This window comes from Pseudomonas sp. LS1212, from assembly GCF_024741815.1.
Classification (GTDB): Bacteria; Pseudomonadota; Gammaproteobacteria; order Pseudomonadales; family Pseudomonadaceae; genus Aquipseudomonas.
In genome coordinates this window covers 5,370,945-5,395,795 of the sequence record NZ_CP102951.1, presented here as the reverse complement: position 1 = coordinate 5,395,795, position 24,851 = coordinate 5,370,945, and the positions used below count along the sequence as shown (strand labels likewise).

Below are 24,851 nucleotides of genomic sequence, written 5' to 3'. Positions count from 1 at the left end.
GGTGCTTGTCACGTCGGCTTGCTCAGGTCTTTGCTGCACTTGGCAGCGAGCCTTTCAGCTCCGCTGCCAAAGTGCGTAATACACCTGACCCGCCTTCTTCTCACGATGCAGGCGCCAGTTGGGCGGAAGCTGCAGGGAGGATGGGGCGGTTTCGCTTTCGGTGTAGATCCAGGCGTTTTCGGCCAGCCACTGGCATTCTTCGAGCAGCGCGCAGGTTTCTACCAGCAGGTTCTGGTGGAAGGGCGGATCGAGGAACACCAGATCAAAGGCGGTCGATGCAGGATTGTTCAGGTAGCGCAGGGCGTCGCTCTGCAGGACCTGGCCATTGGCGCAGCGAAGGGTTTCCAGGTTCTGCTTCAGGCTGGCGATGGCGACCGGATTGCTGTCCAGCGCCACGGCCGTTACCGCGCCGCGAGACAAGGCCTCCAGATACAAAGCCCCGCTGCCGGCGAAGGCGTCGAGCACTTTTGCCCCTGCGACATAGGGCGCAAGCCAGTTGAACAGCGTCTCGCGGACCCGGTCCGGGGTTGGCCGCAGCCCGGGGCCGTCGGGAAAGGTCAGGCGGCGGCTGCGCCACTCGCCGCCGATAATGCGCAGCTGGCCCTGGCCGCCATGGGTCTTGTTCGGTTTTGCGGTTGGACTGGCCATCAATGCTCCGGGACGCCGAGCGGTTGCTCGGCAGGTTTGTCTGTGGGTGGCGGCAACGGCTTCTGCGCCACCGTTGGCCCGGCCGTGACGATCACCATTTTGTCGGCGGTCAGATGCTTGTTCATTGCGCTTCTGACTTGCTCGACGGTCAGGTTCTGGGACTGTTCCATGAAGTCTTCCAGATAGCTCAACGGCAGATTATAGAAACCAATGGCGCCCAGTTGGCCGACGATGCTCGCATTGCTGGCATTGGACAGCGGGAAGCTGCCGGTCAGCTCGCGCTTGGCGTCGTCCAGTTCCTGCTGGGTCGGGCCGCTCTTGAGGTAATCGCGCAGCAGGTCCTGGACCAGCTGCAGGGTGCCATCGCTGAGTTCGGCACGGGTCTGCAGGTTGATCATGAACGGGCCGCGGGCCTGCATGGGGCTGAAGCCCGAGTAAACGCCATAGGTCAGGCCGCGTTTTTCTCTGACTTCGCTCATCAGTCGCGTGCCGAAGCTGCCACCGCCCAGGATCTGGTTGCCCAGCGATAGTGCGGCCCAGTCAGGATCGTTACGCGCGATGCCCAGTTGCGCGAGCATCAAGTGAGTCTGCTTGGACGGGAAGTCGATATGGTTGACACCGGGCTTGGGTTCGGTCGGCTCTGCGACCTTGGCCAGGGCCGGGCCTTTGGGCAGTACGGAGGAAACCTGCGCGGCGATGCTTTGGGCTTCAGCGCGGGACAGGTCGCCGACCAGGGCGATGACCGCATTACCGGCGGCGTAGGCCTTGCCGTGGAAAGCGCGCAGCTGCTCCAGGGTGATACCCGGAATGCTTTGCGCATCGCCGTCGCTGGAGTGGGCATACGGGTGTGTTCCGTACAGGCGCTTGAACAGCTCAAGGCCCGCCAGTTTGCCGGGATTCTGTTTCTGGTACTCGAAACCGGCCAGCAACTGGTTTTTGATGCGGGTCATCGCGTCGGCCGGGAAGGTCGGTTTGCCGACAACCTCAGCGAACAGCGACAGGGCGGGTTCACGCTTGTCCACGGCGCTCAGGCTGCGCAGGGAGGCGACGGCCATGTCGCGGTAGGCACCGTTGCCAAAATCCGCGCCCAGCCCTTCAAAACCCGCGGCGATCGCGCTGACATCCTTGCCGGCCACGCCTTCGTTGAGCATGGCGTTGGTCAGGGTGGCCAGGCCAGGCGCATCTTCGTCCTGGCTGCTGCCGGCGGCGAAGGTCAGGCGCAGGTCGAACATCGGTAGCTCGCGTGCTTCGACGAACAGCACCTTGGCGCCTTCGGCGGTGCTCCAGGTCTGGATGTTCAGGTGTCGGCGGCTCGGTGCCCTGCCGTCCAGTTCAGCCAGTGACTGAAGCGTATTGGCCGACCTGGCTGCGGCGGTACCCGCGTCTGCTTTTGCGGTATTCCCGGACAGCATCGGGCGGGCGACGAATACCCCGAGCAACACGACCAGTAGCAGGATGCCCAGGCCGATCAAGGCGTAGCGGGGCGTATTACGCTCACTCATGAGCTGTTTCCTCGGGCAATACATGGGCGATACTGAGACGTTCGCGGGTGAAGAAGGTGCTGGCGGCCTTCTGGATGTCGGCCGGGGTCACGCTTTTCAGCTCGTCCAGCTCGTGGTCGATGAGTTTCCACGACAGGCCGACGGTTTCCAGCTGGCCGATAGTGGTCGCCTGGCTGCTGATCGAGTCGCGGTCATAGACCAGCCCGGCGATGACCTGGGCGCGCACGCGCTCCAGTTCCTCGGCCGAAGGCGGGGCGCTTTTCAGTTCTTCGAGCAATTGCCAGAAGCCTTTTTCGACTTCATCCAGGGTCTTGTTTTTCTGGGTGTTGGGCGTTGCCGAGAGCGTGAACAGGCTGTCGCCGCGGGTGAAGGCGTTGTAGCTGGCCGAGGCGCCGGAGACCAGTTCCTGGTCGCGCTCCAACCGGGTGGCGAAACGGGCACTGTAGCCGCCATCGAGCAAGGCTGCGATCAGGCGCAGGGCGTGCACCTGGCGCGGGTCCTTGGCCGTGGCGAGGCTAGGCACGTTGAAGCCGTAGATCACGCTGGGCAGTTGCGTGCGTACGCGCAGGGTCAGCTGGCGCAGGCCGGGTTTTGCCAGCTCCAGCGGCAACTTCGCGGCCGGCGTCGGGCGCTTGGGAATGGCGCCGAAATAGCGCTGGGCGAGGGCTTTCACTTCCTCCGGGGTGACATCGCCAACCACCACCAGGGTGGCATTGTTCGGCACGTACCAGGATTGATACCAGTGGCGCAGCTCTTCGACTTTCATGCGCTCGAGGTCGGCCATCCAGCCGATGGTCGGGGTGTGATAGCCGCTGGCCGGGTAGGCCATGGCCTTGAACAGTTCGTAGGCCTTGGAGCTGGGATTGTCGTCGGTACGCAGGCGGCGCTCTTCCTTGATGACTTCGATTTCGCGACTGAACTCATCGGCCGGCAGGCGCAGGCTGGCCATGCGGTCGGCTTCCAGCTCCAGGGCGACGCCCAGGCGGTCGCGGGCCAGCACCTGGTAATAGCCGGTGTAGTCGTCGCTGGTGAAGGCGTTCTCTTCGGCGCCAAGATCGCGAAGGATGCGCGAGGCTTCGCCCGGGCCTATCTTCTCGCTGCCCTTGAACATCATGTGCTCCAGGGCGTGGGACAAACCGGTCTGCCCCGGCGTCTCGTAGCTGGAGCCAACCTTGTACCAGACCTGGGAAACCACTACCGGCGCACGGTGATCTTCACGCACGACAACCTTCAGGCCATTGTCGAGGATGAACTCGTGGGTGGGTTGAGGATCGGCGGCAAAGACTGCAAACGGCAGACAAACAGTGCTGAGCAACAGGCCAGCGGCGCGGCGGGCTAGAGCATTCATTCGTTTTTTAACCTGTAGGACTGCCCGCGTGGTCTTAGCGTCTGCGGGCGAGGAGGTGCTAGGATACTGATCCGGTTAACTGGCGACCATGCCTGGTTGAGGAGAGCCCCTTGGGTATCTCTACTAAATGTTACGCATGAACGAGCCGGACAAAAAATAGTCTGTTCTGCGTTATTAGAATTTTCTGAGGCGCCGCATTGGCGCGTCGCTACCTTGAGATAGCCGTCTTCCATGTTTGGTTCCAACGACGACAAAAAGACCCCGGCCCCGGCTGGAGAAAAGAAAAGCCTGTTCGGATGGCTGCGTAAAAAAACGCAGGAAACCGTTGCCGAGCAGCCACAGACACCTGCGCCCGCAGCACCGGAGCCGATCGCCCCGGTACAGACTGCTGCGCCACAAACGGTCATCGGCACCCCGGCCGAGGTTACGCCTGAGGTTGCACCTGCGCCAGTCGTACCGCCCGTCGGGCTGGTTCTGCCAGTGCCCGAGGAGCCGGTGGCCCTGGTCGCGAACCTGGAGCCGCATCAGCCCCCGCCGATCCCGTCGCGGCCTCAGTACAACCACGAACCGGTGGTTTCGTTTGCGCCGCAGCAACCGCAGTATCCGCAGTATCCGCAGCAACCACCGCAACCACCGCAACCACCGCAGCCACCGCAGCCAACGCAGGTCGCCCCCGAACCCGCGCCGGTGCTGGTTGAGCCCGTGGCCCGTGTCGCTGAGCCTGCACCTGCACCTGCACCTGCACCTGCACCTGTCGCACCTGTCGCACAAGTCCCTGTCCCTGTCCCTGTCCCTGCCCCGGAACTGTCCGCACCCACCGCAGCGCCTGCGCCGGGCGAAGAGTCCAAGGTCGGTTTCTTCGCCCGCCTCAAGCAGGGGTTGTCGAAAACCAGCGCCAGCATTGGCGAAGGCATGGCCAGCCTGTTCCTGGGCAAGAAGATTATCGATGACGACCTGCTCGATGAAATCGAAACGCGCTTGCTCACTGCCGACGTGGGCGTCGATGCGACTTCGGTCATCGTCCAGAGCCTGACCCAGAAGGTCGCCCGCAAGCAGCTGGCCGACGCCGATGCGCTGTACAAGTCGTTGCAGGGCGAACTGGCCGACATGCTCAAGCCGGTCGAGCGCCCGCTGAAGATCCATTCAGAGAACAAGCCGTTCGTGATCCTGGTAGTCGGCGTCAACGGTGCCGGGAAAACCACCACCATCGGCAAACTGGCCAAGAAGCTTCAACTCGAAGGCAAGAAAGTCATGCTGGCGGCCGGCGACACCTTCCGCGCCGCGGCTGTCGAGCAGCTGCAGGTCTGGGGCGAGCGTAACCAGATCCCGGTGATCGCCCAGCACACCGGCGCCGATTCGGCTTCGGTGATCTTTGACGCCGTACAGGCGGCCAAGGCCCGCGGCATCGATGTGTTGATCGCCGATACCGCCGGTCGCCTGCACACCAAAGACAATTTGATGGAAGAACTGAAAAAGGTTCGCCGAGTGATCGGCAAGCTCGATGCCGATGCGCCGCATGAGGTGCTGCTGGTGCTCGATGCCGGTACCGGTCAGAACGCCATCAACCAGGCCAAGCAATTCAACCAGACCGTCGAATTGACAGGCCTTGCCCTGACCAAGCTCGATGGTACGGCCAAGGGTGGGGTAATTTTTGCCCTGGCCAAGCAGTTCAATCTGCCGATTCGCTATATTGGTGTTGGTGAAGGTATTGACGACCTGCGGACTTTTGAAGCGGATAACTTCGTCAAAGCACTATTTGCCGAGCGGGAGCGCCCATGATTCGATTCGAACAGGTCGGTAAACGCTATCCGAACGGTCACGTCGGCTTGCATGAGCTGAGCTTTCGAGTGCGTCGGGGAGAGTTCTTGTTTGTCACCGGCCACTCCGGTGCCGGGAAAAGTACCTTGCTGCGCCTGTTGCTGGCGATGGAGCGCCCGACCACCGGCAAGCTGCTGCTGGCCGGCCAGGATCTGGGACAGATCAGCAACGCGCAAATTCCCTTCCTGCGTCGGCAGATCGGCGTTGTGTTCCAGAACCACCAGTTGCTCTTCGACCGCACGGTGTTCAATAACGTCGCCCTGCCGTTGCAGATTCTCGGCCTGTCCAAACCCGAAATCGCCAAACGGGTGGATTCGGCGCTTGAGCGGGTTGCCCTGTCGGACAAGGCCGAACTTTACCCGGGCGATCTGTCGACCGGTCAGCAGCAGCGTGTCGGCATTGCCCGCGCCATCGTTCACCGCCCGGCACTTTTGCTGGCCGATGAACCGACCGGCAACCTCGATCCGCGCCTGGCTGCGGAAATCATGGGTGTTTTCGAAGATATCAACCGCCTGGGCACCAGCGTACTGATCGCCAGTCACGACCTGGCTCTGATTGCGCGCATGCGCCATCGCATGCTGACCCTGCAACGCGGCCGCTTGATCGGTGATGGGGAGGCCGCGCAATGAGTGCCACACGTAGTCCGAAGGTTTCCGACCGGGTAGCGCCAAAGGCGGCCGATCCGCAGCCGGAAAAGAAAAAGAAAATCCGTGATGAGGATGACGGTCCGGATTTCAGCACCCTGTTGCATGCCTGGCTGGAAAGCCATCGTTCGAGCCTGCTCGACAGCCTGCGACGGCTGGGCAAGCAACCGATCGGCAGCTTCTTCACCTGCCTGGTGATGGCGATCGCCTTGAGCCTTCCCATGGGCTTGTCGCTGTTGCTCAGTAACGTCGAGCGTCTGGGCGGCTCCTGGCAGCGTGCGGCGCAGATTTCGCTGTACCTGCAACTGGACACCAGCAGCCGTGATGGCGAAGCCTTGCGCGACCAGATCAAGGCGCTGCCGGGTGTGGCAGAAGCCGAGTACGTCAGCCGTGAGCAGGCGCTCGATGAGTTCCAGAAGCAATCCGGGCTGGGCGAGGCCTTGCGCGAATTGCCGGAAAACCCACTGCCTGGCGTGGTCGTGGTCACCCCGGACGAAGTCGACAAGGCGGCGCTTGAAACGTTGCGCCAGCGGCTGGCCGAGTTGCCCCGGGTTGAGCAGGCCCAGCTCGATCTGGTCTGGGTGGAGCGTCTTGCGGCCATTTTGAAGCTGGGGGACCGTTTCGTCTTCGGCCTGACTGTTTTGCTGGTTTCAGCGCTTCTGCTCGTAATTGGTAACACTATTCGCCTGCACATCGAGAACCGTCGTACGGAAATCGAGGTGATCAAGCTGGTGGGCGGTACTGATAGCTACGTGCGTAGGCCTTTTCTCTACATGGGTGCGCTTTATGGCTTGGGCGCGGGCGTACTTTCCTGGGGCGTGCTGGCTTTCGGGCTGGACTGGCTGAACGACGCGGTTGTCGGGCTTTCCGAGCTGTACGGCAGCGACTTCGCGTTGGCAGGAGTGCCGATGGCCGATGGTCTGTCGCTCTTGCTTGGTGCGGTCCTGTTAGGGTATATCGGTGCTTGGATTGCGGTCGCCCGTCATTTAAGCGAGCTTGCACCGCGATAATGTCTTTTTGCTTGTATTGACCTTTTCAGCGTTTTAGGGAACTTGTTTTCCGGTTTCCGGTCAATTTCGCAGTGCTGAAATGCACGAGTTTGGTGAGTCGGAGGTTTTTTCGTATGACCACTTCTTTGCAACCTGCATATGCTCTGGTCCCGGGTGCGAACCTGGAGGCCTATGTGCACACGGTGAACAGCATCCCGTTGCTGACTCCGGAGCAGGAGCGTGAACTGGCCGAGAGTCTCTACTATGAGCAGGATCTTGGGGCGGCTCGGCAGATGGTGCTCGCCCACCTGCGTTTCGTTGTACATATCGCCCGTAGCTATTCCGGCTATGGGCTGGCTCAGGCTGACCTGATCCAGGAAGGTAACGTCGGCCTGATGAAGGCCGTGAAGCGCTTCAACCCGGAAATGGGTGTGCGCCTGGTATCATTCGCCGTGCACTGGATCAAGGCGGAAATCCACGAATTCATCCTGCGCAACTGGCGCATCGTCAAGGTCGCCACGACCAAGGCCCAGCGCAAGTTGTTCTTCAACCTGCGCAGCCAGAAGAAGCGTCTGGCCTGGCTGAACAACGAAGAAGTCCATCGCGTGGCCGAAAGCCTGGGTGTGGAGCCGCGTGAAGTCCGCGAAATGGAAAGCCGCCTGACCGGTCAGGACATGGCCTTCGACCCTGCGGCCGAAGCCGATGACGACAGCGCCTTCCAGTCGCCGGTCAACTACCTCGAAGACCACCGTTACGATCCGGCGCGTCAACTGGAGGATGCGGACTGGAGCGACAACTCCACCAGCAACCTGCATGAAGCGCTGGAAGTGCTGGACGAGCGTAGCCGCGATATCCTCTATCAGCGCTGGCTGGCAGAAGAGAAGGCCACGCTGCATGACCTGGCGCAGAAGTACAACGTGTCGGCAGAGCGTATTCGCCAGCTGGAGAAGAACGCGATGAACAAACTCAAGGTTTCGATAGCTGCTTGAGTTTGATGTTCTTATAATAAAAGCCCCGATTTGATCGGGGCTTTTTTGTGTGCGCCCAGCATGGGCGCAATCTTGTGGGTGAAAGTCCCGCCGTGAGCTGACCACAGCGAACGAAGTGAAGCGCAACTGCATGAGGGTGACCGAGTGTGGGGAGGAAGCGTGAATCGAAGCCATGAGCCGATGTACAAGAACCGGATAAAAGGCGAAGCCGATCAGGGTGAGCGGGCACAAAACCGCGAAGCTCTTGTGGTCAAAGATCAGGCAGCGTAAATCCGGCGGTTGTGTGGTGAAGGATTGCGTTCTTACCTGGGGAGATCTCGCCTCATGCCTGAAAGGGCGACGGCGCGAGCCGGAGCGAGAAGTCAGCAGAGGCCGTAGTAGTCTTTTTTTTGACGAAGGGCTGAACGAGAGAAAGCGTTATAGGTCATGTTGATGCGAAAGACCGGAAGTCAGATGCCTGCCAAACGCGGGGCGGATGGAGATAACGAGCGGTGAAGTCGTGAGAAGTCCCGTCAGCGACGAGGTCAATTGCCCGCAAGATGAATCCGACTACGCAGGGCAAGGGCTGCTGGAACGCGCCTTTGCGAGAGAAAACCTGAAACGGGCGTGGAAACGGGTCAAGGCCAATAAAGGTGCAGCAGGGGTCGACGGTCTGGATATAGATCAGACGGCCGAACATCTGCTGAGCCAATGGGTTGTGATTCGTGAACAGCTTGTGTCCGGTGTCTATCGGCCTAGTCCGGTACGACGTGTGGCCATCCCCAAGCCCGACGGCGGTCAGCGCGAGCTGGGTATTCCGACGGTCACCGACCGTCTGATCCAACAAGCGTTGCTGCAAATTTTGCAGCCGCTACTCGATCCCACTTTCAGTGAGCACAGCTACGGCTTCCGTCCGGGGCGTTGTGCACAGGGGGCCGTCTTGGCGGCTCAGTGCTACGTGTCCTCGGGTCGAAAAGTGGTGGTGGATGTGGATCTGGAGAAATTCTTCGACCGGGTCGATCACGACATTCTGATGGATCGTCTACGTAAACGGATTTCGGATCGGGCGGTTATCCGGCTGATTCGGGCGTATCTGGGTGCGGGAACGCTGATTAATGGCGTGCTCGAAAACAGTCTTTGCGGGGCGCCGCAAGGCGGCCCGCTGTCGCCGTTGCTGGCGAATGTGCTGCTGGATGAAGTGGATCGGGAGCTTGAACGCCGAGGTCATTGCTTCGTGCGCTATGCCGACGATGCGAATGTCTATGTTCGCAGTCAGAAGGCGGGGCACCGGGTAATGGCTTTGCTGAGGCGTCTGTATGAAAAGCTGCACTTGAGTGTCAACGAGAGCAAAAGTGCAGTGACGAGTGCGTTTGGTCGCAAGTTTCTAGGCTATGAGTTGTGGATAGCCCGAGGCGAAGTCAAACGTGCTTCATCCTACAAAGCGCAGAAGCAGTTCAAGCAGCGGATACGCTGGTACACCCGGCGCTCATGCGGTCGTAGCCTGCAACAGATCGTCGATGATCTGCGACCTTACATTCTGGGGTGGAAAACTTACTTCGGCTTGTCGCAAACCCCAGCCGTCTGGCGTGAGCTGGACGAATGGATACGACACCGGCTGCGAGCGATCCAGCTCAAGCAGTGGAAGCGGGGAACGACGACCTATCGGGAGCTGCGAGCGCTTGGCGCGACCCGGCAAGTGGCGCAAAAAGTGGCTGGAAACACCTGTCGCTGGTGGCGTAACAGTCGTTTGGAGCTGAATCGCGTGCTTAATATTGCGTGGTTCGACAGGCTGGGATTAGTGCGCCTCTCATAACCTCAATCTCTCGAACCGCCCGGTGCGGACCCGCATGCCGGGTGGTGTGGCAGGGGAGCGGCCTGTGAAGGCCGTCCCCTATGCCGATTTGCAGTGTCGGCCTCATCGCTGGCAAGCCAGCTCCCACAGGGTCGGCGCTGTCCACTCCTGTGGGAGCTGGCTTGCCAGCGATGAGGCCCTCAAAGCCCCTACAAAACCGTGTTCACTGCGCCCAGGGCGACTTACGCACCGAATCCATCTGCACCAGATAGCTGCTGCCACCGAGCTGACGCATCTGTTGTCGAATCCAGCTCGCCCGCCGGGCAATGTAGGCACTCGGACGGCTGGCGTCCCATTGCCGAGGGTTGGGCAGCACTGCCGCCAGCAGGCTTGCCTGTTGGCGTGAAAGTCTGCCAGCAGTTACCCCGAAATGATGCTGTGCGGCGGCTTCGGCGCCGAACACGCCCTTGTCCCATTCGGCGCTGTTGAGATACACCTCGAGAATGCGCTGCTTTGGCCAGAGCACTTCGATCAAGGCGGTGAACCAGGCCTCCAGGCCTTTGCGCAGCCAGCTGCGGCCGGACCACAGGAACAGGTTTTTCGAGACTTGCTGGCTCAGGGTGCTGGCGCCGCGAAGTTTGCCGCCAAGCTCGTTGTGGGCGAAGGCGGCCTGGATCGCTCGCACATCGAAGCCCCAATGCTCGGCAAACTTCTGGTCTTCGCCAGCGATCACGGCAATTTTGAGCTCATCGGAGATATCGTCCCAGGGGCGCCAGCTGCGCTGCAGGTCGATCGGCTCGCCATCGAACCAGGATTCGACCTTGCGTTCGACCATCAGGGTCGTGCCCGGAGGTGGCACCCAGCGAAAAATCAGCACCAGCAAAGCGCTGCCAGCCGCGAACCAGAGCAGGGCTTTCGTGAAGAGGCGGAAGTATGAACGCAGCATAGATGGCTTGGCCGAACCGGTTGAGCGCGCCATTATACAGACCCTGCGCAATCAAACGCTTCTGAGTGGAGTTCGCCCCATGCTTCGTAGCTTTTTAATGCTGGCTGCCTTCTTCGGCTTTACCGGTGTGGCGCTTGGCGCATTCGCCGCCCATGGCTTGAAGAATCGTTTGAGCAGTGAGTATTTGGCGATCTTCCATACCGGCGTCAATTATCAGCTGGTACACACGCTGGCATTGCTGGCAATCGCGCTGTTGGCCACGCAGCTGCCGGGGCGCCTGGTCACTTGGGCCGGCGGTCTGTTCTGCGTGGGTATCCTGCTGTTCTCCGGTAGTCTCTACCTGTTGACCCTGACGGGCGTGAGCAAGCTGGGCATCATTACCCCCTTCGGCGGGTTGGCCTTTCTGGCGGGTTGGCTGTGCCTGGGGGTGGCTGCCTGGCGATTGACTTGACCCGTCAGTCCAGATCGAGACGAATGGCGCCGCTTTGCCTTGGTCATACCGGCTGATCGGGCTAGAATGCTGACCCCTAAAAATGATGGCTGCTGTCCGCATGCGCATTCAATTGAACGGTGACTCCTTTGAACTGCCCGACGGCGAGACCGTTGCGGCATTGTTGACCCGGCTTGACCTGACCGGTCGCCGGGTCGCGGTCGAACTGAACCTGGACATCGTGCCGCGCAGCCAGCACGCTGCCACCGCGCTGCGCGAAGGCGACCAGGTTGAAGTCGTACACGCCATTGGCGGCGGTTGACGGCAACCGTGTTCTACCTGCAAGCACTTCAACCCTGAAGAGGATTTCCGATGAGCAACGTTCGTAGCGACAAGCCCTTCACGCTGGCCGGCCGTACCTTCCAGTCGCGTTTGCTGGTAGGCACCGGCAAGTACCGTGACATGGAAGAAACCCGCCTGGCCATCGAAGCCTCGGGCGCCGAAATCGTCACCGTTGCCGTGCGCCGGACCAACATCGGGCAAAACCCCGGTGAGCCGAACCTGCTCGACGTGCTGCCGCCGGATCGCTATACCATCCTGCCAAACACCGCCGGTTGCTATGATGCTGTCGAAGCCGTGCGCACCTGCCGCCTGGCCCGTGAACTGCTCGATGGTCACAATCTGGTCAAGCTGGAAGTCCTGGCTGACCAGAAGACCCTGTTCCCGAACGTGATCGAGACCCTCAAGGCCGCCGAAGTGCTGGTCAAGGACGGTTTCGACGTGATGGTCTACACCAGTGACGACCCGATCATCGCCCGTCAGCTGGCCGAAGCCGGCTGCATCGCGGTCATGCCGTTGGCAGGCCTGATCGGCACCGGCCTGGGTATCTGCAACCCGTACAACCTGCAGATCATCCTCGAAGAAGCCAAAGTGCCGGTGCTGGTCGATGCCGGTGTCGGTACCGCCTCCGATGCCACCATTGCCATGGAATTGGGTTGTGAAGCCGTGCTGATGAACTCCGCCATCGCCCATGCCCAGCAGCCGATCATGATGGCCGAGGCGATGAAGCACGCCATCGTCGCCGGCCGCCTGGCGTATCTGGCCGGGCGCATGCCGAAAAAACTCTATGCCAGCGCATCGTCGCCGCTGGATGGTCTGATCAAGTAAGAGCCCCTGATGACTGAATCGCAAGAATCGCCGATTTCCGCTGACGGCGAAGAACGCCAGCACCGCCGCATCAAGAGTTTCGTGATGCGCGCCGGTCGCATGACCGAAGGCCAGCAGCGCGGCCTGGACCAGGGCGCACCGCTGTTTGTCCTGCCATTGAGCGAGAGCACGGTCGATTTCGACCAGGTTTTTGGCCGTACGGCACCGCGCACCCTCGAAATCGGCTTCGGCATGGGCCATTCGCTGCTGGAAATGGCTGCGGCAGCCCCGGAGCAGGATTTCATCGGTGTGGAAGTGCACCGGCCAGGCGTTGGCGCGCTGCTCAATGGCGTGCTGACCCAGGGGCTGCGCAATTTGCGGGTCTACGATTGCGACGCGATCGAGGTGCTCAACAAGTGCGTAGCCGACAACAGCCTGGATCGCGTGTTGCTGTTCTTCCCGGACCCTTGGCACAAGAGCCGTCACCACAAGCGGCGCATCGTTCAGCCAGCATTCGCTGAACTGGTACGCAGCAAGCTGAAGGTCGGTGGCGTCCTGCACATGGCAACCGATTGGGAACCCTATGCCGAATACATGCTGGAAGTGATGAATGTCGCGCCGGGCTACCGCAATTTGGCCGAAAATGGCCGCTGTGTGCCACGCCCGGCCGAGCGCCCGATTACCAAGTTCGAACGCCGTGGCGAACGGCTTGGGCATGGGGTGTGGGACCTGAAGTTCGAAAAGCTGGCTTGAGATTCTGCGACCGCTATGCGGTCGATCGCTGGCAAGCCAGCTCCCACAAGGTTCACCGCTAACCACTGTGGGAGCGGGCTTGCCCGCGATAGGGCCCTAAAGGTTAACGCCGATCTGCTACAACCCCAATCAACACCAGCACCACCAACAACACCGGCGCCAGGCTGTAGTTGTTGAACTGACTCAGCCCCTTCACCACCCAAGGCGTCGCATAAATCAACGCCGCACCACTCCCCACCATGCACAGCAGCGCCATGAATGGCACGCGCAAGGCACCGGCAAGGCCGCCCAGGCGTTGTTCGAGCCAACCCTTGATATCGGCGCCGAACAGCACCAGCGCGCAACCTACCAACGCCAGGGCGATTTCCGAGAGGTTGCCGCGGCTCCAGCGCGAAACGGTTGCGAGCAGATCGAGTACTAAATCCATTCAGAGTCCTTAGATCAAGAAATACTGCAGCAGGTCATTGAGGAACAATTGGCCGCGAGCGGTGGCGACCAGTCGTGACGGTTCGACTTGCAAAAGCCCCTTTTGTTCGGCCTCGCGGCGGGCCGTGGCCAGGGTTTCCAGGCTCAGGCCGGTGCGCTGGCTGAACAGCGCAGCGTCGACGCCCTCGGTCAGGCGCAGGGCGTTCATCAGGAACTCGAAGGGCAATTCTTCGGTGGCCAGCGGTTTTTCACCCGCCTTGAAAGCCTTGGCCGGGTTCAGGTAGTCCTTGGGCAGGCGGGTCTTCCAGGTCCGTACGATGCGGCCATCCGGATGGCTCAGCTTGCCGTGGGCACCGGCGCCGATGCCAATGAAGTCACCGAAACTCCAGTAATTGAGGTTATGGCGTGCTGCGCGCCCAGGCTGGGCGTAGGCCGATACTTCGTATTGGGCGTAGCCGTGGCTGGCCAGCAGGGCCTGGCCGGCTTCCTGAATGTCCCAGAGGATATCGTCCTCGGGCAGCAGCGGCGGCTGGTTCCAGAACACCGTGTTGGGCTCCAGCGTCAGCTGGTACCAGGACAGGTGCGTCGGTGCCAGCGCAATGGCCTGGCGCATGTCGCCCAAGGCATCGTCCAGGGACTGATCAGGCAAACCGTGCATCAAGTCCAGGTTGAAGTTGTCGAAGCCGGCCTGGCGCGCCATGTCGGCTGCGCGAACCGCTTCGTTACCCGTATGGATGCGGCCCAGGGCCGTCAGCTTGGCTTCCTGGAAGCTCTGGATGCCGATCGACAGGCGATTGATGCCCAATTGCCGATAGGCCACGAATTTTTCCTGCTCGAAGGTTCCGGGGTTGGCTTCCAGGGTGATTTCGATGTCAGGTGCGAAGGGGATTCGCTGTTGTACGCCGGCCAGCAGGCGGCCAAGGGCTTGCGCGCTGAACAGGCTGGGCGTGCCGCCACCGAAAAAGATCGTACTCAGCTCACGGCCATAGACAGCCGGCAGGTCCTGGTCGAGGTCGGCCAGCAACGCATCGACGTATTCCTGCTCCGGCAGCACGGGGCTGGCGGCATGGGAATTGAAGTCGCAGTAGGGGCACTTGCGCACGCACCAGGGGATGTGGATGTACAGCGACAGGGGCGGAAGCTGCGCGAGGCCCGCCCGAGGAGCTTCGGATGAAAAGCCAGCCTCGCCCAGGTGCAGCGGCTGTGCGGGCGCGTGACCGGTCATGTCAGGCCCAGGCGTTGCCGCAACAAGGCCACGGCGCGGGCGCGGTGGCTGAGTTGGTTCTTCTCGCTCGGGCTCAGTTCGGCGCTGGAGCAATCGCGCTCCGGTACCCAGAACAGCGGGTCGTAGCCAAAGCCATGTTCGCCGCTGGCCTGAGTGAGGATGCGGCCATGCCACAGACCTTCACAGAGGATCGGCAGTGGGTCATCGGCATGTCGGACCAGCGCCAGCACGCAGACGAACTGTGCACCTCTTTGATCTTCTGGCACGCCACTGAGGACGTCGAGCAATTTGGCGTTGTTGGCGGCATCGCCCTGGCCGTCGGCATAACGCGCCGAATAGATGCCCGGCGCGCCACCGAGAAAGTCCACGGCCAGGCCCGAGTCATCGGCCAGCGCCGGCAAGCCGGAAATCCGCGAGGCGTTGCGGGCCTTGAGGATGGCGTTCTCGACGAACGACAAACCGGTTTCTTCAGGCTCCACGTTGCTGAACTCGCCAATGGAGCGCAGATGCACGGATTCGCCAAGCATAGCCTGGAGTTCTTTGAGTTTGCCGGCGTTATGGCTGGCCAACACGATTTGCTTGAAATTCATCATTCGCCTGGAAAGACTTCCTGCTGGAAACTGAAGGTGTTCGGGGTACCGCCCTCAGTCTGGACATTAACTGTGAAGGTAACGGTTTCTTGCAGGTCGACCTTGTACTGCGCCAGGTAATACACCGAGCCTTGTTCGGTGACCTGCTTGAATTTGAGTGACTGGCTGCGCCCGGTCAGGTCCCTGACCATGCCACTGACGGCTGCGGTCTTGGGTTTTCCTTCCTTGAGGATGGCAACGTTCAGCACGCCCTGGTTTTTACTGCGCACCAGGTCGGTCGCCTTGGCGATATCCGGTTGCAGGAAGGTAGATGCAAATGTGCTGTAGTGCACCGTGACGTCACCGAAGACTTCCTTGCGCTCGGCCTTGGCAGGGTCGGCCGCCATGGCTGGAATGGCCAGGCACAGGCTGATCAGAAACAGAGCTATGCGACGCATGTTCGTTCTCCTCGAATTAACAGGGCTACACCGCTACCTGGTGATCCAGCAGGCCAGGGCTACTGACTCGGTAAATACCGATCTCCCCTAAAAGATTAGGCCATAGCTTGCTTGCCCACCCGTGCCGGTGCTCGTGATCGACGGCCAGCCGGTTCAGAACCTGGGCGCGACGCTCACGGCACAACTCCTCGAAGTCCTCGAAGGTGCAGAAGTGAATGTTCGGCGTGTTGTACCAAGTGTACGGCAGGAACTCCGATACGGGCATCCGGCCTTTGCTTGCAAGGTACCAGCGGCAGCGCCAGTGACCGAAGTTGGGGAAGGTGATGATGCACTCGCGGCCGACGCGCAGCATTTCGTCGAGGATCCGGTCCGGATAGTCGACGGCCTGCAGGGCCTGGGTCATGACCACGATATCGAAGCTGTTGCTGGCGAAATTGCCCAGACCCTCGTCCAGGTCCTGCTCGATGACATTGACGCCCTTGGCGACACATTCGGCAATATTGTCCGGGTCGATTTCCAGGCCATAGCCGCTGACCTGCTTGTGGTCGCGCAACCAGGTCAGTAGCTCGCCATTGCCGCAACCGAGGTCGAGTACCCGGCTGCCGGCGGGGATCCAGTCTTGGATGATTTCCAGGTCGGCTCTCATGGAGTCCTCAGAGTGCAATACGGTTCATGTAGCTGCTGAAGGCCTGCAAGTAACGCGGGATCGGAATCAGGAAGGCGTCGTGGCCCTGCGGTGCATCGATCTCGAGGTAGCAGACGTTCTTTTTCGCCGCCATCAGGGCATCGACCAGTTCCCGCGAGCGGGCCGGGGAGAAGCGCCAGTCGGTGGTGAACGACATCACGCAAAAGTCGGCGGTGACGTGGGCAAGGGTCTTGGCCAGGTTATCGTCACAGTTGGCGGCCGGGTCGAAGTAGTCCAGGGCCTTGGTCATCAGCAGGTAGGTGTTGGCGTCGAAACGGCCGGAGAACTCCTCACCCTGATAGCGCAGGTAGCTTTCGACCTGGAATTCGACGCTGTGGAAGTCGTAGTTGAGCTTCTCGCTCTTGAGGCCACGGCCGAATTTCTCGCCCATGGAATCGTCCGACAGGTAGGTGATGTGGCCGACCATGCGCGCCAGCATCAACCCCCGCTTGGGAATCACGCCTTGTTCCTGGAAATAACCGCCATGGAACTCCGGGTCGGAGAGAATCGCCTGACGGGCGACTTCGTTAAAGGCGATGTTCTGCGCCGAGAGCTTGGGCGCCGAAGCGATGGCCAGACAGTGGCGGACCCGGTTCGGGTAGCTGATCGTCCACTGCAGGGCCTGCATGCCGCCCAGGCTGCCGCCTACCACGGCGGCCCACTGGCCGATGCCCAGGTGATCGGCCAGGCGGGCCTGGCTGTGCACCCAGTCTTCGACGGTCAGCACCGGAAACTCGGCGCCGAAAGGTTTGCTGGTGGCCGGATTGATGCTGCTGGGGCCAGTCGAGCCGTTGCAACCGCCGAGGTTGTTCAGGCTGACCACGAAGAACTTTTTGGTATCGATCGGCTTGCCGGGGCCGATGCAGCTGTCCCACCAGCCGGGCTTGCGCTCATCGACACTATGATAGCCAGCGGCATGATGATGGCCGGACAAGGCGTGGCAGATGAGCACGGCGTTGCTGGCGCTGGCGTTGAGCGTGCCGTAGGTTTCGAAAACCAGATCATAGGCCGCGATCGAGCGGCCACAGGCCAGGGCCAGTGGTTCGCTGAAATGTGCCAGTTGCGGTGTGACCAGACCTACTGAATCGGGGGGAAAGACAGTGGACATCGACCCTGCTCTCGCTTAAATGAGGCGTAAGTCTAAAGAGGGTGGGGGCAGGCAGCAAGCAATGTGGTGGGCTCAGGGGCCTATCGCGGGCAAGCCCGCTTCTACAGGTGCAACGCAGTCCTTGCAGGAGCGGGCTTGCCCGCGATGACTATCTGGATAGCCCCGGTAAATCCGGAAGTTTACCGGGCCGCTGTATCCGCACCCGCTTCTGCCGATTCAACTCACCACTGATCAGGCACACCTGGCTCTTGGAAGTCCCAAAAGCATTGGCCAAAAACGCAATCAGGTGCGCATTGGCCTTGCCTTCGACCGGCGGGGCAGTGAGGCGGATCTTCAGGCGATCACCATGAAGGCCGGCGAACTCGTCGCTGCTGGCCTTCGGTTGCAGGTGGCAATCGAGGATCAGGTCCTCGCCGTCCCAGCGGAAATAGCTCATCAGGCCAGCATGCGAAGGATTTCAGGCATGCCGGTCATGGCTGCGAGATTGGTGATGACCAGCATGTCCAGCAGCTTGAGCACCATGAACGCGAGGATCGGCGAGATATCCAGGCCGCCCAGGTTCGGCAGGATGCGCCGGAACGGCACCAGGGCCGGTTCGCAGATCTGGTTGACCAGCTCGGCGCCAGGGTTGTGGCTGCCGGGTGCGACCCAGGAAAGGATCACGCTGATGATCAGGGCATAGAAAAAAATGTTCAGGAACAGTCCGGTGACCCCGATGATCGACCAGATCAGCAGTTGTAGCGGGTTGCCCGTTGTGCCATAGGCCAGTAGCAGGGTCGCGACCATCATCAGCATCTGAATGATGATGGCCAGTAACAGTGAAGACATGTCCAGGCCGAACAGGCTCGGAATGATCCGGCGCAGCGGTTTGAGCAGGGGCTGGGTCGCCCGCACGGCAAACTGGCTGAGCGGGTTGTAGAAGTCCGCGCGTACCAGCTGCAGTACGAAGCGCAGGAGCACGATCAGCAGAAACAGGCTGCCGAGGGTTTGCAGTACATAAATAGCTGCGGTGCTGAGTCCAATCATCTTCGGCTCCTTATTTGCCCAGTTGCTCGGCCATCTCGGCCGACCGGTGTGCAGCAGCGTTCAGCGCTTTCTCTACCAACGCCTCGAAACCATCGGCCTGGAACGACTTGATGGCAGCTTCCGTGGTGCCTGCGGGCGAGGTCACCCGGCGGCGCAGCTCGGCGGCATCGACATCGCTGGAAACGGCCATGTGCGCAGCGCCCAGGGCGGTTTGCAGGGTCAGGCGGGCAGCGGTTTCACGTGGCAGGCCAAGTTTCTCGCCGGCGGCGGTCATGGCCTCGATCAGCAGGAAGAAGTACGCAGGACCGCTGCCGGACACGGCGGTGACGGCATCGAGTTGTTGCTCCTGGTCCAGCCACAGGGCGATGCCGACGGCGGACAGCAGCTGCTCGGCCTGTTGGCGTTGTTCTGGCGACACTTGCTCGGTGGCATACAATCCGCTGACGCCTTGACGCAGCAGCGCCGGGGTATTGGGCATGCAACGCACGATCGGTTGTGCGCCGAGCCAGTTGTTCATGCTCGCGCAGGTAATCCCGGCGGCGATGGAGACCACCAGCTGCTGCGGCTTGAGGCTGGGGCGCAGCGCTTCACAAACGGCTTTCATGGCTTGCGGCTTGACCGCCAGGACCACCACATCAGCGCCATCGATGGCCTGGGCATTGTCGGCGAACAGTTCAATGCCGTGCTCGGCATGAACCTTGGCACGCTGTTCGGCGCCAGGATCGCTGGCACGAATCTGCGATGCTTCCAGGCCTTGGGCGCGCAAGCCACCGATCAGGCTGGCAGCCATGTTTCCGGCACCTATAAAGGCAATGCGAGTCTTGCTCATGAAAAATCCTTATAAAGAAGCGGTAACGGTACGCGGCTAGGGCTGGCCATAGTCACGCGCGCCAAACAGTGCTGTGCCGATCCGGACCCAGGTCGCACCTTGTGCGATTGCCGACTCCAGGTCGTGACTCATGCCCATCGAAAGTGTGTCTAGCGGCAGGTTCAGGCTGTCTTGCAGTGTTCGAACGGTCGCAAAGGCCGCGTCTTGTGCTGCGCGGTCCTCGGTCGGTTCTGGAATCGCCATCAGGCCGCGCAGTTTGAGTCGCGGCAAGCTTGAGATCGCAGCAGCCAGGGCCGGCAGGTCGGCAGCGCTGCAACCGGACTTGCTCGCTTCGCCGCTGACATTGACCTGGATACAGATATTGAGCGGCGGCAGGCCCTCGGGGCGCTGCTCGGACAGGCGTTGGGCAATTTTCAGACGATCCACGGAATGTACCCAGGCGAAATTTTCGGCGATTGCACGCGTCTTGTTCGACTGAATGGGGCCGATGAAGTGCCAAGTCAAGGGCAGGTCGGTCAGCTCAAGCTGCTTGCCCAGGGCTTCCTGAAGGTAGTTTTCGCCAAAGTCACGGATGCCGGCAGCGAATGCTTCGCGCACGGCCGCAGCGGGTTTGGTCTTGCTCACGGCCAGCAGGCCGATGCTCGCCTCATCGCGGCCGGCGGCTCGTGCTGCGGCACTAATTCGGGCACTTACCGTCAAAACGTTGTCTGCTATCGTGGACATTAATGTGCGCCAGCGGGTCTTGGGTCTGCGGCATTCTACCTGCTTGTCTGTATTTGGGGAGACTCATGGACGTTACCGAGCTGCTGGCCTTCGGCGCCAGGCAAGGCGCCTCCGACCTGCACCTTTCGGCAGGGCTGCCGCCGATGATCCGGGTAGACGGTGATATGCGTCGCATCAATCTTCCGGCCCTGGACCACGAACAGGTCCACGAGCTGATTGACGCCATCATGAACGAAAAACAGCGCAAGAACTTCGAAGCCTGTCTGGAGATCGACTTTTCCTTCGAAATCCCGGATGTGGCGCGCTTTCGGGTCAATGCCTTCCATCAGAGTCGGGGCGCCGGTGCCGTGTTTCGAACCATTCCGGCCAAGGTCCTGAGCATGGAGGACCTTGGCATGGGAGATGTGTTTCGCAGGATTGCCGACATGCCCAGGGGGTTGGTGTTGGTCACCGGTCCTACCGGCTCCGGTAAGTCGACGACGTTGGCAGCCATGGTCGATTACCTCAATAACACCAGGCATCGGCATATTCTGACCATCGAAGACCCGATCGAATTTGTTCACGAATCGCGCAAATGCTTGATCAATCAGCGCGAAGTGCACTGCGATACCCTGGGCTTCGGCAATGCACTGCGTTCGGCGCTGCGTGAGGACCCGGATGTCATCCTGGTTGGCGAAATGCGTGACCTGGAAACCATTCGCCTGGCGCTGACAGCGGCAGAAACCGGGCATCTGGTGTTCGGTACGCTACACACCACCTCGGCGTCGAAAACCATCGACCGGGTTGTGGACGTTTTTCCCGCCGAGGAAAAATCCATGGTTCGTTCGATGTTGTCGGAATCCTTGCAGGCGGTGGTTTCCCAGGTGCTCGTCAGGAAGATGGGGGGCGGCCGGGTCGCCGCTCACGAAATCATGCTGGGCACGTCGGCGATTCGAAACCTGATACGCGAAGACAAGGTCGCGCAGATGTATTCCTCGATCCAGACCGGCGGAGCATTGGGCATGCGGACGCTGGATATGAGCCTCAAGGATCTGCTCGCCAAGGGTGTGATTGCGCGTGACAGCGCAATGGAAAAGGCCAGGTCGCCAGAGGGTTTCTGACGCCTGGCCTTTCTGCGCTGGGCGTTCGGCTCGGGGTGGGGCGATCAGCGCTGGCTCAGGCGCAGGGTTTTCTCTTCGGTCGGCAGCACGCGTTTGGCAACCACGTAGTGGCTCTTCCAGTACGGCTTGTTCAGGGTGTCGATGGTCACCGACTTGCCCCGACGCGGTGCATGGATGAAGCGATCATTGCCCAGGTAAATAGCCACATGATTGACGCGGCGGCTCTTGATGTTGAAAAACAGCAGGTCGCCTGGCTTGAGGTCCTTGCGATCGACCTTCAGGCCGTGGCCGCTGGCCATGGCATTGGAGGTGCGCGGAAGGTCCACTTCGTCGATGTTGTGGAAGGCGTATTTCACCAGCCCACTGCAGTCGAAGCCCTTGCTTGGGCTGCTGCCGCCCCAACGATAGGGGGTGCCGAGCACGTTCACGGCGCGGCTCAGTACGTTGCTGCTCTGTTTGGCCGACATCTGTGCGACAGTGCCGGGGGCAGTGGCGCGCGGGGCATTCTTGACCGCGGTGCTGGTGCTCTTTTTATAGGTGTACGCAGCATTGGTTTTTGCGGTGTAGCCGCTGAAGCCGGTGGGTAAGCGTTGCTCACGATTAGTGGCGTGGGCGGCCAGGGGCAATAATAGGCAAATAGTTAGCCATGTCTTGAAAAATGGACGCATTAGGCAGGGCTCATGTTGGTTGGCGCGAAACTTTATATCAGCTTTGTGGTCACTTTTTGTTCCGTCTGTCGTTTCGAATGGGTGGCGAAAAGTGATCAAGGTGCCTGTATCAGGGGCCGATTCAGCGTGCAAGTCAGGCAGGACAAGCGTTTGCGCGGATCGAAGGCTCCGAGGACCACACGTCGGCTCGCCACACAAAAGTCACATATTTCTTTAGAAAATTTCTCTATAAACCGCAGGGGCTGGAAATGAACGGTTATCAACAGGACGTCAGATTGCAGGACACGCACAGCAAGGTCATAGGGTATTTGCTATGGATTTTTGGCTTTACCGGCGCTCACCGCTTCTACTATGGCAGGCCGGTGACCGGGACCCTCTGGTTCTTCACCCTGGGCCTGCTCGGCATTGGCTGGCTGATCGACTTGTTCCTGATTCCGGCGATGGATCGTGAAGCGGACCTGCGTTTTAACGCAGGGCCAACCGATTACAACGTGGCCTGGATTCTGCTGACCTTCCTGGGGCTTTTCGGCGTGCACCGGATGTACCAGGGCAAGTGGATCAGCGGGATCATCTACCTGCTGACGGGCGGGTTGTTTCTGGTGGGGGTTTTGTATGACTTCTGGACGCTCAATGATCAGGTGTCATTGAAGAACGCCCAGCGTCGTTGATGTTGCAAGCGCTTGCGCGCTCGATCGCTGGCAAGCCAGCTCCCACGGGGTTCGGCGTTGTGGGAGCTGGCTTGCCAGCGATTAAGGCCCGAAGGGCCTTCAGCTGGTATGACTGATATGTCCATCCACCAAGGTATAACGCACCGCCCCCGGCAACGTATGCCCGAGGAACGGACAGTTCTCACCCTTGGACAGCCACTGCTCACCGGCAACCGTCGAAACCGCCGGGTCGAACAGCACCAGGTCGGCAGCAGCACCCACTTTCAATTGGCCGGCAGGCAAGCGCAGGGCGGCAGCCGGACCGCTGCTCAGGCGCGCCAGCAGGGTTGGCAGGTCGAGCAGGCCGTCTTCCACGAGGGTCAAAGCCAGCGGCAGGAGCAGCTCGACACTGCTGATGCCAGGCTCCGTGGCGCCAAACGGGGCAAGCTTGGCATCGCGCTCGTGCGGCTGGTGATGGCTGGCGATCGCCTGGACCACGCCTGATTTCACCGCTGCGCGCAGCCCTTCGCGGTCTGCGTGGGTGCGCAGGGGCGGCTGGACGTGATAGAGGCTGGAGAAGCCGGTCAGGGCTTCGTCGGTGAGGATCAACTGGTACAGCGCCACATCGGCGGTAACCGGCAAGCCACGGGCCTGGGCCTGTTCGATCAATTGAACGCCGCGGAAACTGGTCAGCTGGCTGAAGTGCGCGCGCACCCCGCTCTGCTCGACCAGCAACAGATCGCGGGCCAGGGCCACGGTTTCAGCGGTCTCGGGGATACCCGGCAGGCCGAGGAAACTTGCGGTGGGGCCTTCATGGGCCAGGCCACCCTGGGCTAGGTCGCGGTCCTGGGAGTGGAATATCACGGTCAGGTCGAAGGTTGCGGCGTACTCCAGGGCCCGGCACAGGGTGCGGGTGTTCTGGAAGCTGTTCAGGCCATTGCCGAAGGCGACGCAGCCGGCGTCACGAAGGGCGACCAGTTCGGCCAGCTGTTCGCCTTCCAGGCCCTTGCTCAGGGCGCCGATCGGGAACACTTTGCAGTGACCGGCCTCGCGGGCGCGGTCGAGTATCAGTTCGGCCACGGCGGAGGTGTCCAGCACCGGCCTGGTCCGTGGTGGGCAGCACAGGCTGGTGACGCCACCGGCGGCGGCCGCGCGGGTTTCACTGGCGATGGTGCCCTTGCGGCTGTAGCCGGGTTCGCGCAGCGCGGCGCTCAGGTCGACCAGGCCGGGTGCAGCCACCAGCCCGTGGGCTTCGAGGGTCTGGCTAGGGCTGAAACCGGCCGGTGCGGCGCCGATGGCGACGATCTTGCCTTCGCTGACATGCAGGTCGCTGATTTTGTCCAGGCCGCTGGCGGGGTCGATGACGCGGGCGCCGAGAATGCTGAGACTCACTGGGCGTTCTCCTGCTCGAATTGACGTTGCGCGGTCTGGCCGCTCATGGCCATGGACAGTACGGCCATGCGGACCGCGATGCCATAGGTAACCTGGTTGAGAATGACCGAGTGGGCGCCGTCGGCCACTGCCGACTCGATTTCGACGCCACGGTTGATCGGCCCCGGATGCATGACGATGGCGTCGGGCTTGGCCCCGGCCAGGCGCGCGGTGGTCAGGCCGAACAGGCGGTAGAACTCACCCTCGCTCGGCAGCAGGCCACCCTGCATGCGTTCACGCTGCAGGCGCAGCATGATGACCACGTCGACATCCTTCAGGCCTTGTTCCAGGTCGGTGTAGACCTTGACCCCATATTGCTCGATACCGATCGGCAGCAGGGTTTTCGGGGCGATCACGCGGATATCCGGGCAGCCAAGGGTCTTGAGTGCCAGCATGTTCGAGCGTGCCACCCGCGAGTGCAGGATATCGCCGACGATCGCCACCGAAAGGTTCTCGAAGCTGCCTTTGTGCCGGCGAATGGTCAGCATGTCGAGCATGCCCTGGGTCGGGTGTGCATGGCGGCCGTCGCCGCCGTTGATGATCGCCACCTCCGGGCACACGTGCTCGGCGATGAAGTGCGCCGCGCCTGAATCGCCGTGACGTACCACAAACATGTCCGCCGCCATGGCTTCAAGGTTGCGCAAGGTGTCGAAGAGGGTTTCACCCTTGCTCGTCGAGGAGGTCGAAACGTTCAGGGTGATCACATCGGCCGACAGCCGTTGGGCGGCCAGTTCGAAAGTGGTTCGAGTGCGGGTGGAGTTCTCGAAGAACACATTGCAGACGGTCTTGCCGCGCAGCAACGGGACTTTTTTCACCGCCCGGGCGCCGACTTCGAGGAACGAGTCTGCGGTGTCGAGGATTTCGGTGAGCAGCTCGCGGGGCAAACCGTCGAGCGAGAGAAAGTGGCGCAGCTGGCCCTGATCATTGAGCTGCAGCGGGCGCTTGGCGTCGATAGGCGTCATCGCAATGGAC

At 61.2% G+C, this 24,851-nt stretch carries 28 protein-coding genes; 11 read left to right on the top strand and 17 right to left on the bottom strand.

Annotated features, from left to right (window positions below):
* Positions 1-54: 54 nt before the first annotated feature.
* From rsmD to NVV94_RS25260, 3 genes are read right to left on the bottom strand one after another with little or no spacing between them, the layout of a single operon-like run.
* Entirely contained in the window at positions 55-648 is a 594-nt protein-coding gene (gene rsmD / locus NVV94_RS25270) for a 16S rRNA (guanine(966)-N(2))-methyltransferase RsmD (RefSeq protein WP_258445002.1), read from the bottom strand.
* The gene (locus tag NVV94_RS25265) at positions 648-2,150 is read right to left on the bottom strand and encodes a pitrilysin family protein (RefSeq protein ID WP_258445001.1); all 1,503 of its coding nucleotides are present in this window, start codon (positions 2,148-2,150) and stop codon (positions 648-650) included. Before NVV94_RS25265 ends, rsmD begins: the two co-directional genes overlap by 1 nt.
* Entirely contained in the window at positions 2,143-3,498 is a 1,356-nt protein-coding gene (locus NVV94_RS25260; protein WP_258445000.1) for a pitrilysin family protein, read from the bottom strand. The genes NVV94_RS25265 and NVV94_RS25260 overlap by 8 nt, the downstream gene beginning before the upstream one ends.
* Before the next feature lie 231 nt (positions 3,499-3,729).
* On the opposite strand from NVV94_RS25260, the gene ftsY reads away from it, so the two are divergent.
* From ftsY to ltrA, 5 genes are all read left to right on the top strand, one after another.
* Positions 3,730-5,277, top strand: coding sequence for a signal recognition particle-docking protein FtsY (ftsY, locus tag NVV94_RS25255; protein WP_258444999.1), 1,548 nt, complete (start codon positions 3,730-3,732; stop codon positions 5,275-5,277).
* Entirely contained in the window at positions 5,274-5,945 is a 672-nt protein-coding gene (ftsE, locus tag NVV94_RS25250; protein WP_258444998.1) for a cell division ATP-binding protein FtsE, read from the top strand. The genes ftsY and ftsE overlap by 4 nt, the downstream gene beginning before the upstream one ends.
* Complete coding sequence (gene ftsX / locus NVV94_RS25245; RefSeq protein ID WP_258444997.1) at positions 5,942-6,970, top strand: permease-like cell division protein FtsX; 1,029 nt, start codon at positions 5,942-5,944, stop codon at positions 6,968-6,970. The genes ftsE and ftsX overlap by 4 nt, the downstream gene beginning before the upstream one ends.
* A gap of 113 nt (positions 6,971-7,083) precedes the next feature.
* Positions 7,084-7,938, top strand: coding sequence for an RNA polymerase sigma factor RpoH (gene rpoH, locus NVV94_RS25240; RefSeq protein WP_258444996.1), 855 nt, complete (start codon positions 7,084-7,086; stop codon positions 7,936-7,938).
* A gap of 475 nt (positions 7,939-8,413) precedes the next feature.
* Positions 8,414-9,730, top strand: coding sequence for a group II intron reverse transcriptase/maturase (ltrA, locus tag NVV94_RS25235; protein WP_258444342.1), 1,317 nt, complete (start codon positions 8,414-8,416; stop codon positions 9,728-9,730).
* Positions 9,731-9,932: 202 nt separating this feature from the next.
* On the opposite strand, the gene mtgA is transcribed toward ltrA, so the two are convergent.
* Positions 9,933-10,655: a monofunctional biosynthetic peptidoglycan transglycosylase gene (gene mtgA, locus NVV94_RS25230; protein WP_258447820.1), complete on the bottom strand. Its 723-nt coding sequence runs from the start codon at positions 10,653-10,655 to the stop codon at positions 9,933-9,935.
* Between the two features lie 79 nt (positions 10,656-10,734).
* Between mtgA and NVV94_RS25225 the strand changes: the two genes are divergently transcribed.
* The 4 genes from NVV94_RS25225 to trmB all read left to right on the top strand — a co-directional run bounded on the left by NVV94_RS25225 (position 10,735) and on the right by trmB (position 12,984).
* A complete protein-coding gene (locus tag NVV94_RS25225) occupies positions 10,735-11,106 on the top strand; it encodes a DUF423 domain-containing protein (protein WP_258444995.1) in 372 nt (123 codons plus the stop codon).
* Positions 11,107-11,206: 100 nt separating this feature from the next.
* Complete coding sequence (gene thiS / locus NVV94_RS25220; protein WP_258444994.1) at positions 11,207-11,407, top strand: sulfur carrier protein ThiS; 201 nt, start codon at positions 11,207-11,209, stop codon at positions 11,405-11,407.
* 50 nt (positions 11,408-11,457) lie between these two features.
* A complete protein-coding gene (locus NVV94_RS25215) occupies positions 11,458-12,252 on the top strand; it encodes a thiazole synthase (RefSeq protein WP_065758185.1) in 795 nt (264 codons plus the stop codon).
* A 9-nt stretch (positions 12,253-12,261) separates the two neighbouring features.
* Positions 12,262-12,984: a tRNA (guanosine(46)-N7)-methyltransferase TrmB gene (gene trmB, locus NVV94_RS25210; protein WP_258444993.1), complete on the top strand. Its 723-nt coding sequence runs from the start codon at positions 12,262-12,264 to the stop codon at positions 12,982-12,984.
* 103 nt (positions 12,985-13,087) lie between these two features.
* Here trmB and NVV94_RS25205 read toward each other — a convergent pair whose 3' ends face one another.
* The 10 genes from NVV94_RS25205 to NVV94_RS25160 all read right to left on the bottom strand — a co-directional run bounded on the left by NVV94_RS25205 (position 13,088) and on the right by NVV94_RS25160 (position 20,033).
* Positions 13,088-13,411, bottom strand: a complete 324-nt coding sequence (locus NVV94_RS25205; RefSeq protein WP_258444992.1) for a DUF3392 domain-containing protein — start codon at positions 13,409-13,411, stop codon at positions 13,088-13,090.
* A 9-nt stretch (positions 13,412-13,420) separates the two neighbouring features.
* Positions 13,421-14,635, bottom strand: coding sequence for a radical SAM family heme chaperone HemW (gene hemW / locus NVV94_RS25200; RefSeq protein WP_258444991.1), 1,215 nt, complete (start codon positions 14,633-14,635; stop codon positions 13,421-13,423).
* Positions 14,632-15,228, bottom strand: a complete 597-nt coding sequence (gene rdgB, locus NVV94_RS25195) for an RdgB/HAM1 family non-canonical purine NTP pyrophosphatase (RefSeq protein WP_258444990.1) — start codon at positions 15,226-15,228, stop codon at positions 14,632-14,634. Before rdgB ends, hemW begins: the two co-directional genes overlap by 4 nt.
* Positions 15,225-15,662 carry a DUF4426 domain-containing protein gene (locus tag NVV94_RS25190; protein ID WP_258444989.1) on the bottom strand — a complete coding sequence of 146 codons (438 nt, stop codon included), beginning with the start codon at positions 15,660-15,662 and terminating at the stop codon, positions 15,225-15,227. The genes rdgB and NVV94_RS25190 overlap by 4 nt, the downstream gene beginning before the upstream one ends.
* Positions 15,663-15,687: 25 nt before the next feature.
* Positions 15,688-16,308 carry a methionine biosynthesis protein MetW gene (gene metW / locus NVV94_RS25185; protein ID WP_258444988.1) on the bottom strand — a complete coding sequence of 207 codons (621 nt, stop codon included), beginning with the start codon at positions 16,306-16,308 and terminating at the stop codon, positions 15,688-15,690.
* Positions 16,309-16,315: 7 nt separating this feature from the next.
* A complete protein-coding gene (locus NVV94_RS25180; RefSeq protein ID WP_258444987.1) occupies positions 16,316-17,455 on the bottom strand; it encodes a homoserine O-acetyltransferase in 1,140 nt (379 codons plus the stop codon).
* Between the two features lie 148 nt (positions 17,456-17,603).
* A complete protein-coding gene (locus NVV94_RS25175; protein ID WP_258444986.1) occupies positions 17,604-17,891 on the bottom strand; it encodes a DUF167 domain-containing protein in 288 nt (95 codons plus the stop codon).
* Entirely contained in the window at positions 17,891-18,481 is a 591-nt protein-coding gene (locus tag NVV94_RS25170) for a YggT family protein (RefSeq protein ID WP_258444985.1), read from the bottom strand. Before NVV94_RS25170 ends, NVV94_RS25175 begins: the two co-directional genes overlap by 1 nt.
* A 10-nt stretch (positions 18,482-18,491) precedes the next feature.
* Complete coding sequence (gene proC, locus NVV94_RS25165) at positions 18,492-19,310, bottom strand: pyrroline-5-carboxylate reductase (RefSeq protein ID WP_258444984.1); 819 nt, start codon at positions 19,308-19,310, stop codon at positions 18,492-18,494.
* A 36-nt stretch (positions 19,311-19,346) separates the two neighbouring features.
* Entirely contained in the window at positions 19,347-20,033 is a 687-nt protein-coding gene (locus NVV94_RS25160) for a YggS family pyridoxal phosphate-dependent enzyme (RefSeq protein ID WP_258444983.1), read from the bottom strand.
* 65 nt (positions 20,034-20,098) lie between these two features.
* On the opposite strand from NVV94_RS25160, the gene NVV94_RS25155 reads away from it, so the two are divergent.
* A complete protein-coding gene (locus NVV94_RS25155) occupies positions 20,099-21,133 on the top strand; it encodes a type IV pilus twitching motility protein PilT (RefSeq protein ID WP_258444982.1) in 1,035 nt (344 codons plus the stop codon).
* A 44-nt stretch (positions 21,134-21,177) separates the two neighbouring features.
* Here NVV94_RS25155 and NVV94_RS25150 read toward each other — a convergent pair whose 3' ends face one another.
* A complete protein-coding gene (locus NVV94_RS25150) occupies positions 21,178-21,801 on the bottom strand; it encodes a C40 family peptidase (protein WP_258444981.1) in 624 nt (207 codons plus the stop codon).
* Between the two features lie 248 nt (positions 21,802-22,049).
* Here NVV94_RS25150 and NVV94_RS25145 point away from each other — a divergent pair, with 248 nt between their 5' ends.
* Positions 22,050-22,469: a TM2 domain-containing protein gene (locus NVV94_RS25145; RefSeq protein WP_258444980.1), complete on the top strand. Its 420-nt coding sequence runs from the start codon at positions 22,050-22,052 to the stop codon at positions 22,467-22,469.
* 99 nt (positions 22,470-22,568) lie between these two features.
* Here the strand turns inward: NVV94_RS25145 and NVV94_RS25140 are convergent, their stop codons facing one another.
* Both NVV94_RS25140 and NVV94_RS25135 read right to left on the bottom strand, forming a co-directional pair.
* Positions 22,569-23,840, bottom strand: coding sequence for a dihydroorotase (locus tag NVV94_RS25140; protein ID WP_258444979.1), 1,272 nt, complete (start codon positions 23,838-23,840; stop codon positions 22,569-22,571).
* Positions 23,837-24,841 (bottom strand): aspartate carbamoyltransferase catalytic subunit, encoded by a 1,005-nt coding sequence (locus NVV94_RS25135; protein ID WP_166361351.1) that lies wholly within the window; start codon positions 24,839-24,841, stop codon positions 23,837-23,839. The genes NVV94_RS25140 and NVV94_RS25135 overlap by 4 nt, the downstream gene beginning before the upstream one ends.
* Positions 24,842-24,851: the final 10 nt, after the last annotated feature.

Coding starts and splice junctions, on each gene's coding strand:
- rsmD (WP_258445002.1), bottom strand. CDS start 648: ATGGCCAGTCCAACCGCAAAACCGAACAAGACCCATGGCGGCCAGGGC.
- metW (WP_258444988.1), bottom strand. CDS start 16,308: ATGAGAGCCGACCTGGAAATCATCCAAGACTGGATCCCCGCCGGCAGC.
- NVV94_RS25135 (WP_166361351.1), bottom strand. CDS start 24,841: ATGACGCCTATCGACGCCAAGCGCCCGCTGCAGCTCAATGATCAGGGC.
- ftsX (WP_258444997.1), top strand. CDS start 5,942: ATGAGTGCCACACGTAGTCCGAAGGTTTCCGACCGGGTAGCGCCAAAG.
- trmB (WP_258444993.1), top strand. CDS start 12,262: ATGACTGAATCGCAAGAATCGCCGATTTCCGCTGACGGCGAAGAACGC.
- NVV94_RS25225 (WP_258444995.1), top strand. CDS start 10,735: ATGCTTCGTAGCTTTTTAATGCTGGCTGCCTTCTTCGGCTTTACCGGT.
- rdgB (WP_258444990.1), bottom strand. CDS start 15,228: ATGATGAATTTCAAGCAAATCGTGTTGGCCAGCCATAACGCCGGCAAA.
- NVV94_RS25160 (WP_258444983.1), bottom strand. CDS start 20,033: ATGTCCACGATAGCAGACAACGTTTTGACGGTAAGTGCCCGAATTAGT.
- ltrA (WP_258444342.1), top strand. CDS start 8,414: ATGGAGATAACGAGCGGTGAAGTCGTGAGAAGTCCCGTCAGCGACGAG.
- thiS (WP_258444994.1), top strand. CDS start 11,207: ATGCGCATTCAATTGAACGGTGACTCCTTTGAACTGCCCGACGGCGAG.
- NVV94_RS25190 (WP_258444989.1), bottom strand. CDS start 15,662: ATGCGTCGCATAGCTCTGTTTCTGATCAGCCTGTGCCTGGCCATTCCA.
- NVV94_RS25145 (WP_258444980.1), top strand. CDS start 22,050: ATGAACGGTTATCAACAGGACGTCAGATTGCAGGACACGCACAGCAAG.
- hemW (WP_258444991.1), bottom strand. CDS start 14,635: ATGACCGGTCACGCGCCCGCACAGCCGCTGCACCTGGGCGAGGCTGGC.
- NVV94_RS25150 (WP_258444981.1), bottom strand. CDS start 21,801: ATGCGTCCATTTTTCAAGACATGGCTAACTATTTGCCTATTATTGCCC.
- NVV94_RS25265 (WP_258445001.1), bottom strand. CDS start 2,150: ATGAGTGAGCGTAATACGCCCCGCTACGCCTTGATCGGCCTGGGCATC.
- ftsE (WP_258444998.1), top strand. CDS start 5,274: ATGATTCGATTCGAACAGGTCGGTAAACGCTATCCGAACGGTCACGTC.
- NVV94_RS25155 (WP_258444982.1), top strand. CDS start 20,099: ATGGACGTTACCGAGCTGCTGGCCTTCGGCGCCAGGCAAGGCGCCTCC.
- NVV94_RS25170 (WP_258444985.1), bottom strand. CDS start 18,481: ATGATTGGACTCAGCACCGCAGCTATTTATGTACTGCAAACCCTCGGC.
- NVV94_RS25175 (WP_258444986.1), bottom strand. CDS start 17,891: ATGAGCTATTTCCGCTGGGACGGCGAGGACCTGATCCTCGATTGCCAC.
- NVV94_RS25215 (WP_065758185.1), top strand. CDS start 11,458: ATGAGCAACGTTCGTAGCGACAAGCCCTTCACGCTGGCCGGCCGTACC.
- NVV94_RS25260 (WP_258445000.1), bottom strand. CDS start 3,498: ATGAATGCTCTAGCCCGCCGCGCCGCTGGCCTGTTGCTCAGCACTGTT.
- rpoH (WP_258444996.1), top strand. CDS start 7,084: ATGACCACTTCTTTGCAACCTGCATATGCTCTGGTCCCGGGTGCGAAC.
- ftsY (WP_258444999.1), top strand. CDS start 3,730: ATGTTTGGTTCCAACGACGACAAAAAGACCCCGGCCCCGGCTGGAGAA.
- mtgA (WP_258447820.1), bottom strand. CDS start 10,655: ATGCTGCGTTCATACTTCCGCCTCTTCACGAAAGCCCTGCTCTGGTTC.
- proC (WP_258444984.1), bottom strand. CDS start 19,310: ATGAGCAAGACTCGCATTGCCTTTATAGGTGCCGGAAACATGGCTGCC.
- NVV94_RS25205 (WP_258444992.1), bottom strand. CDS start 13,411: ATGGATTTAGTACTCGATCTGCTCGCAACCGTTTCGCGCTGGAGCCGC.
- NVV94_RS25180 (WP_258444987.1), bottom strand. CDS start 17,455: ATGTCCACTGTCTTTCCCCCCGATTCAGTAGGTCTGGTCACACCGCAA.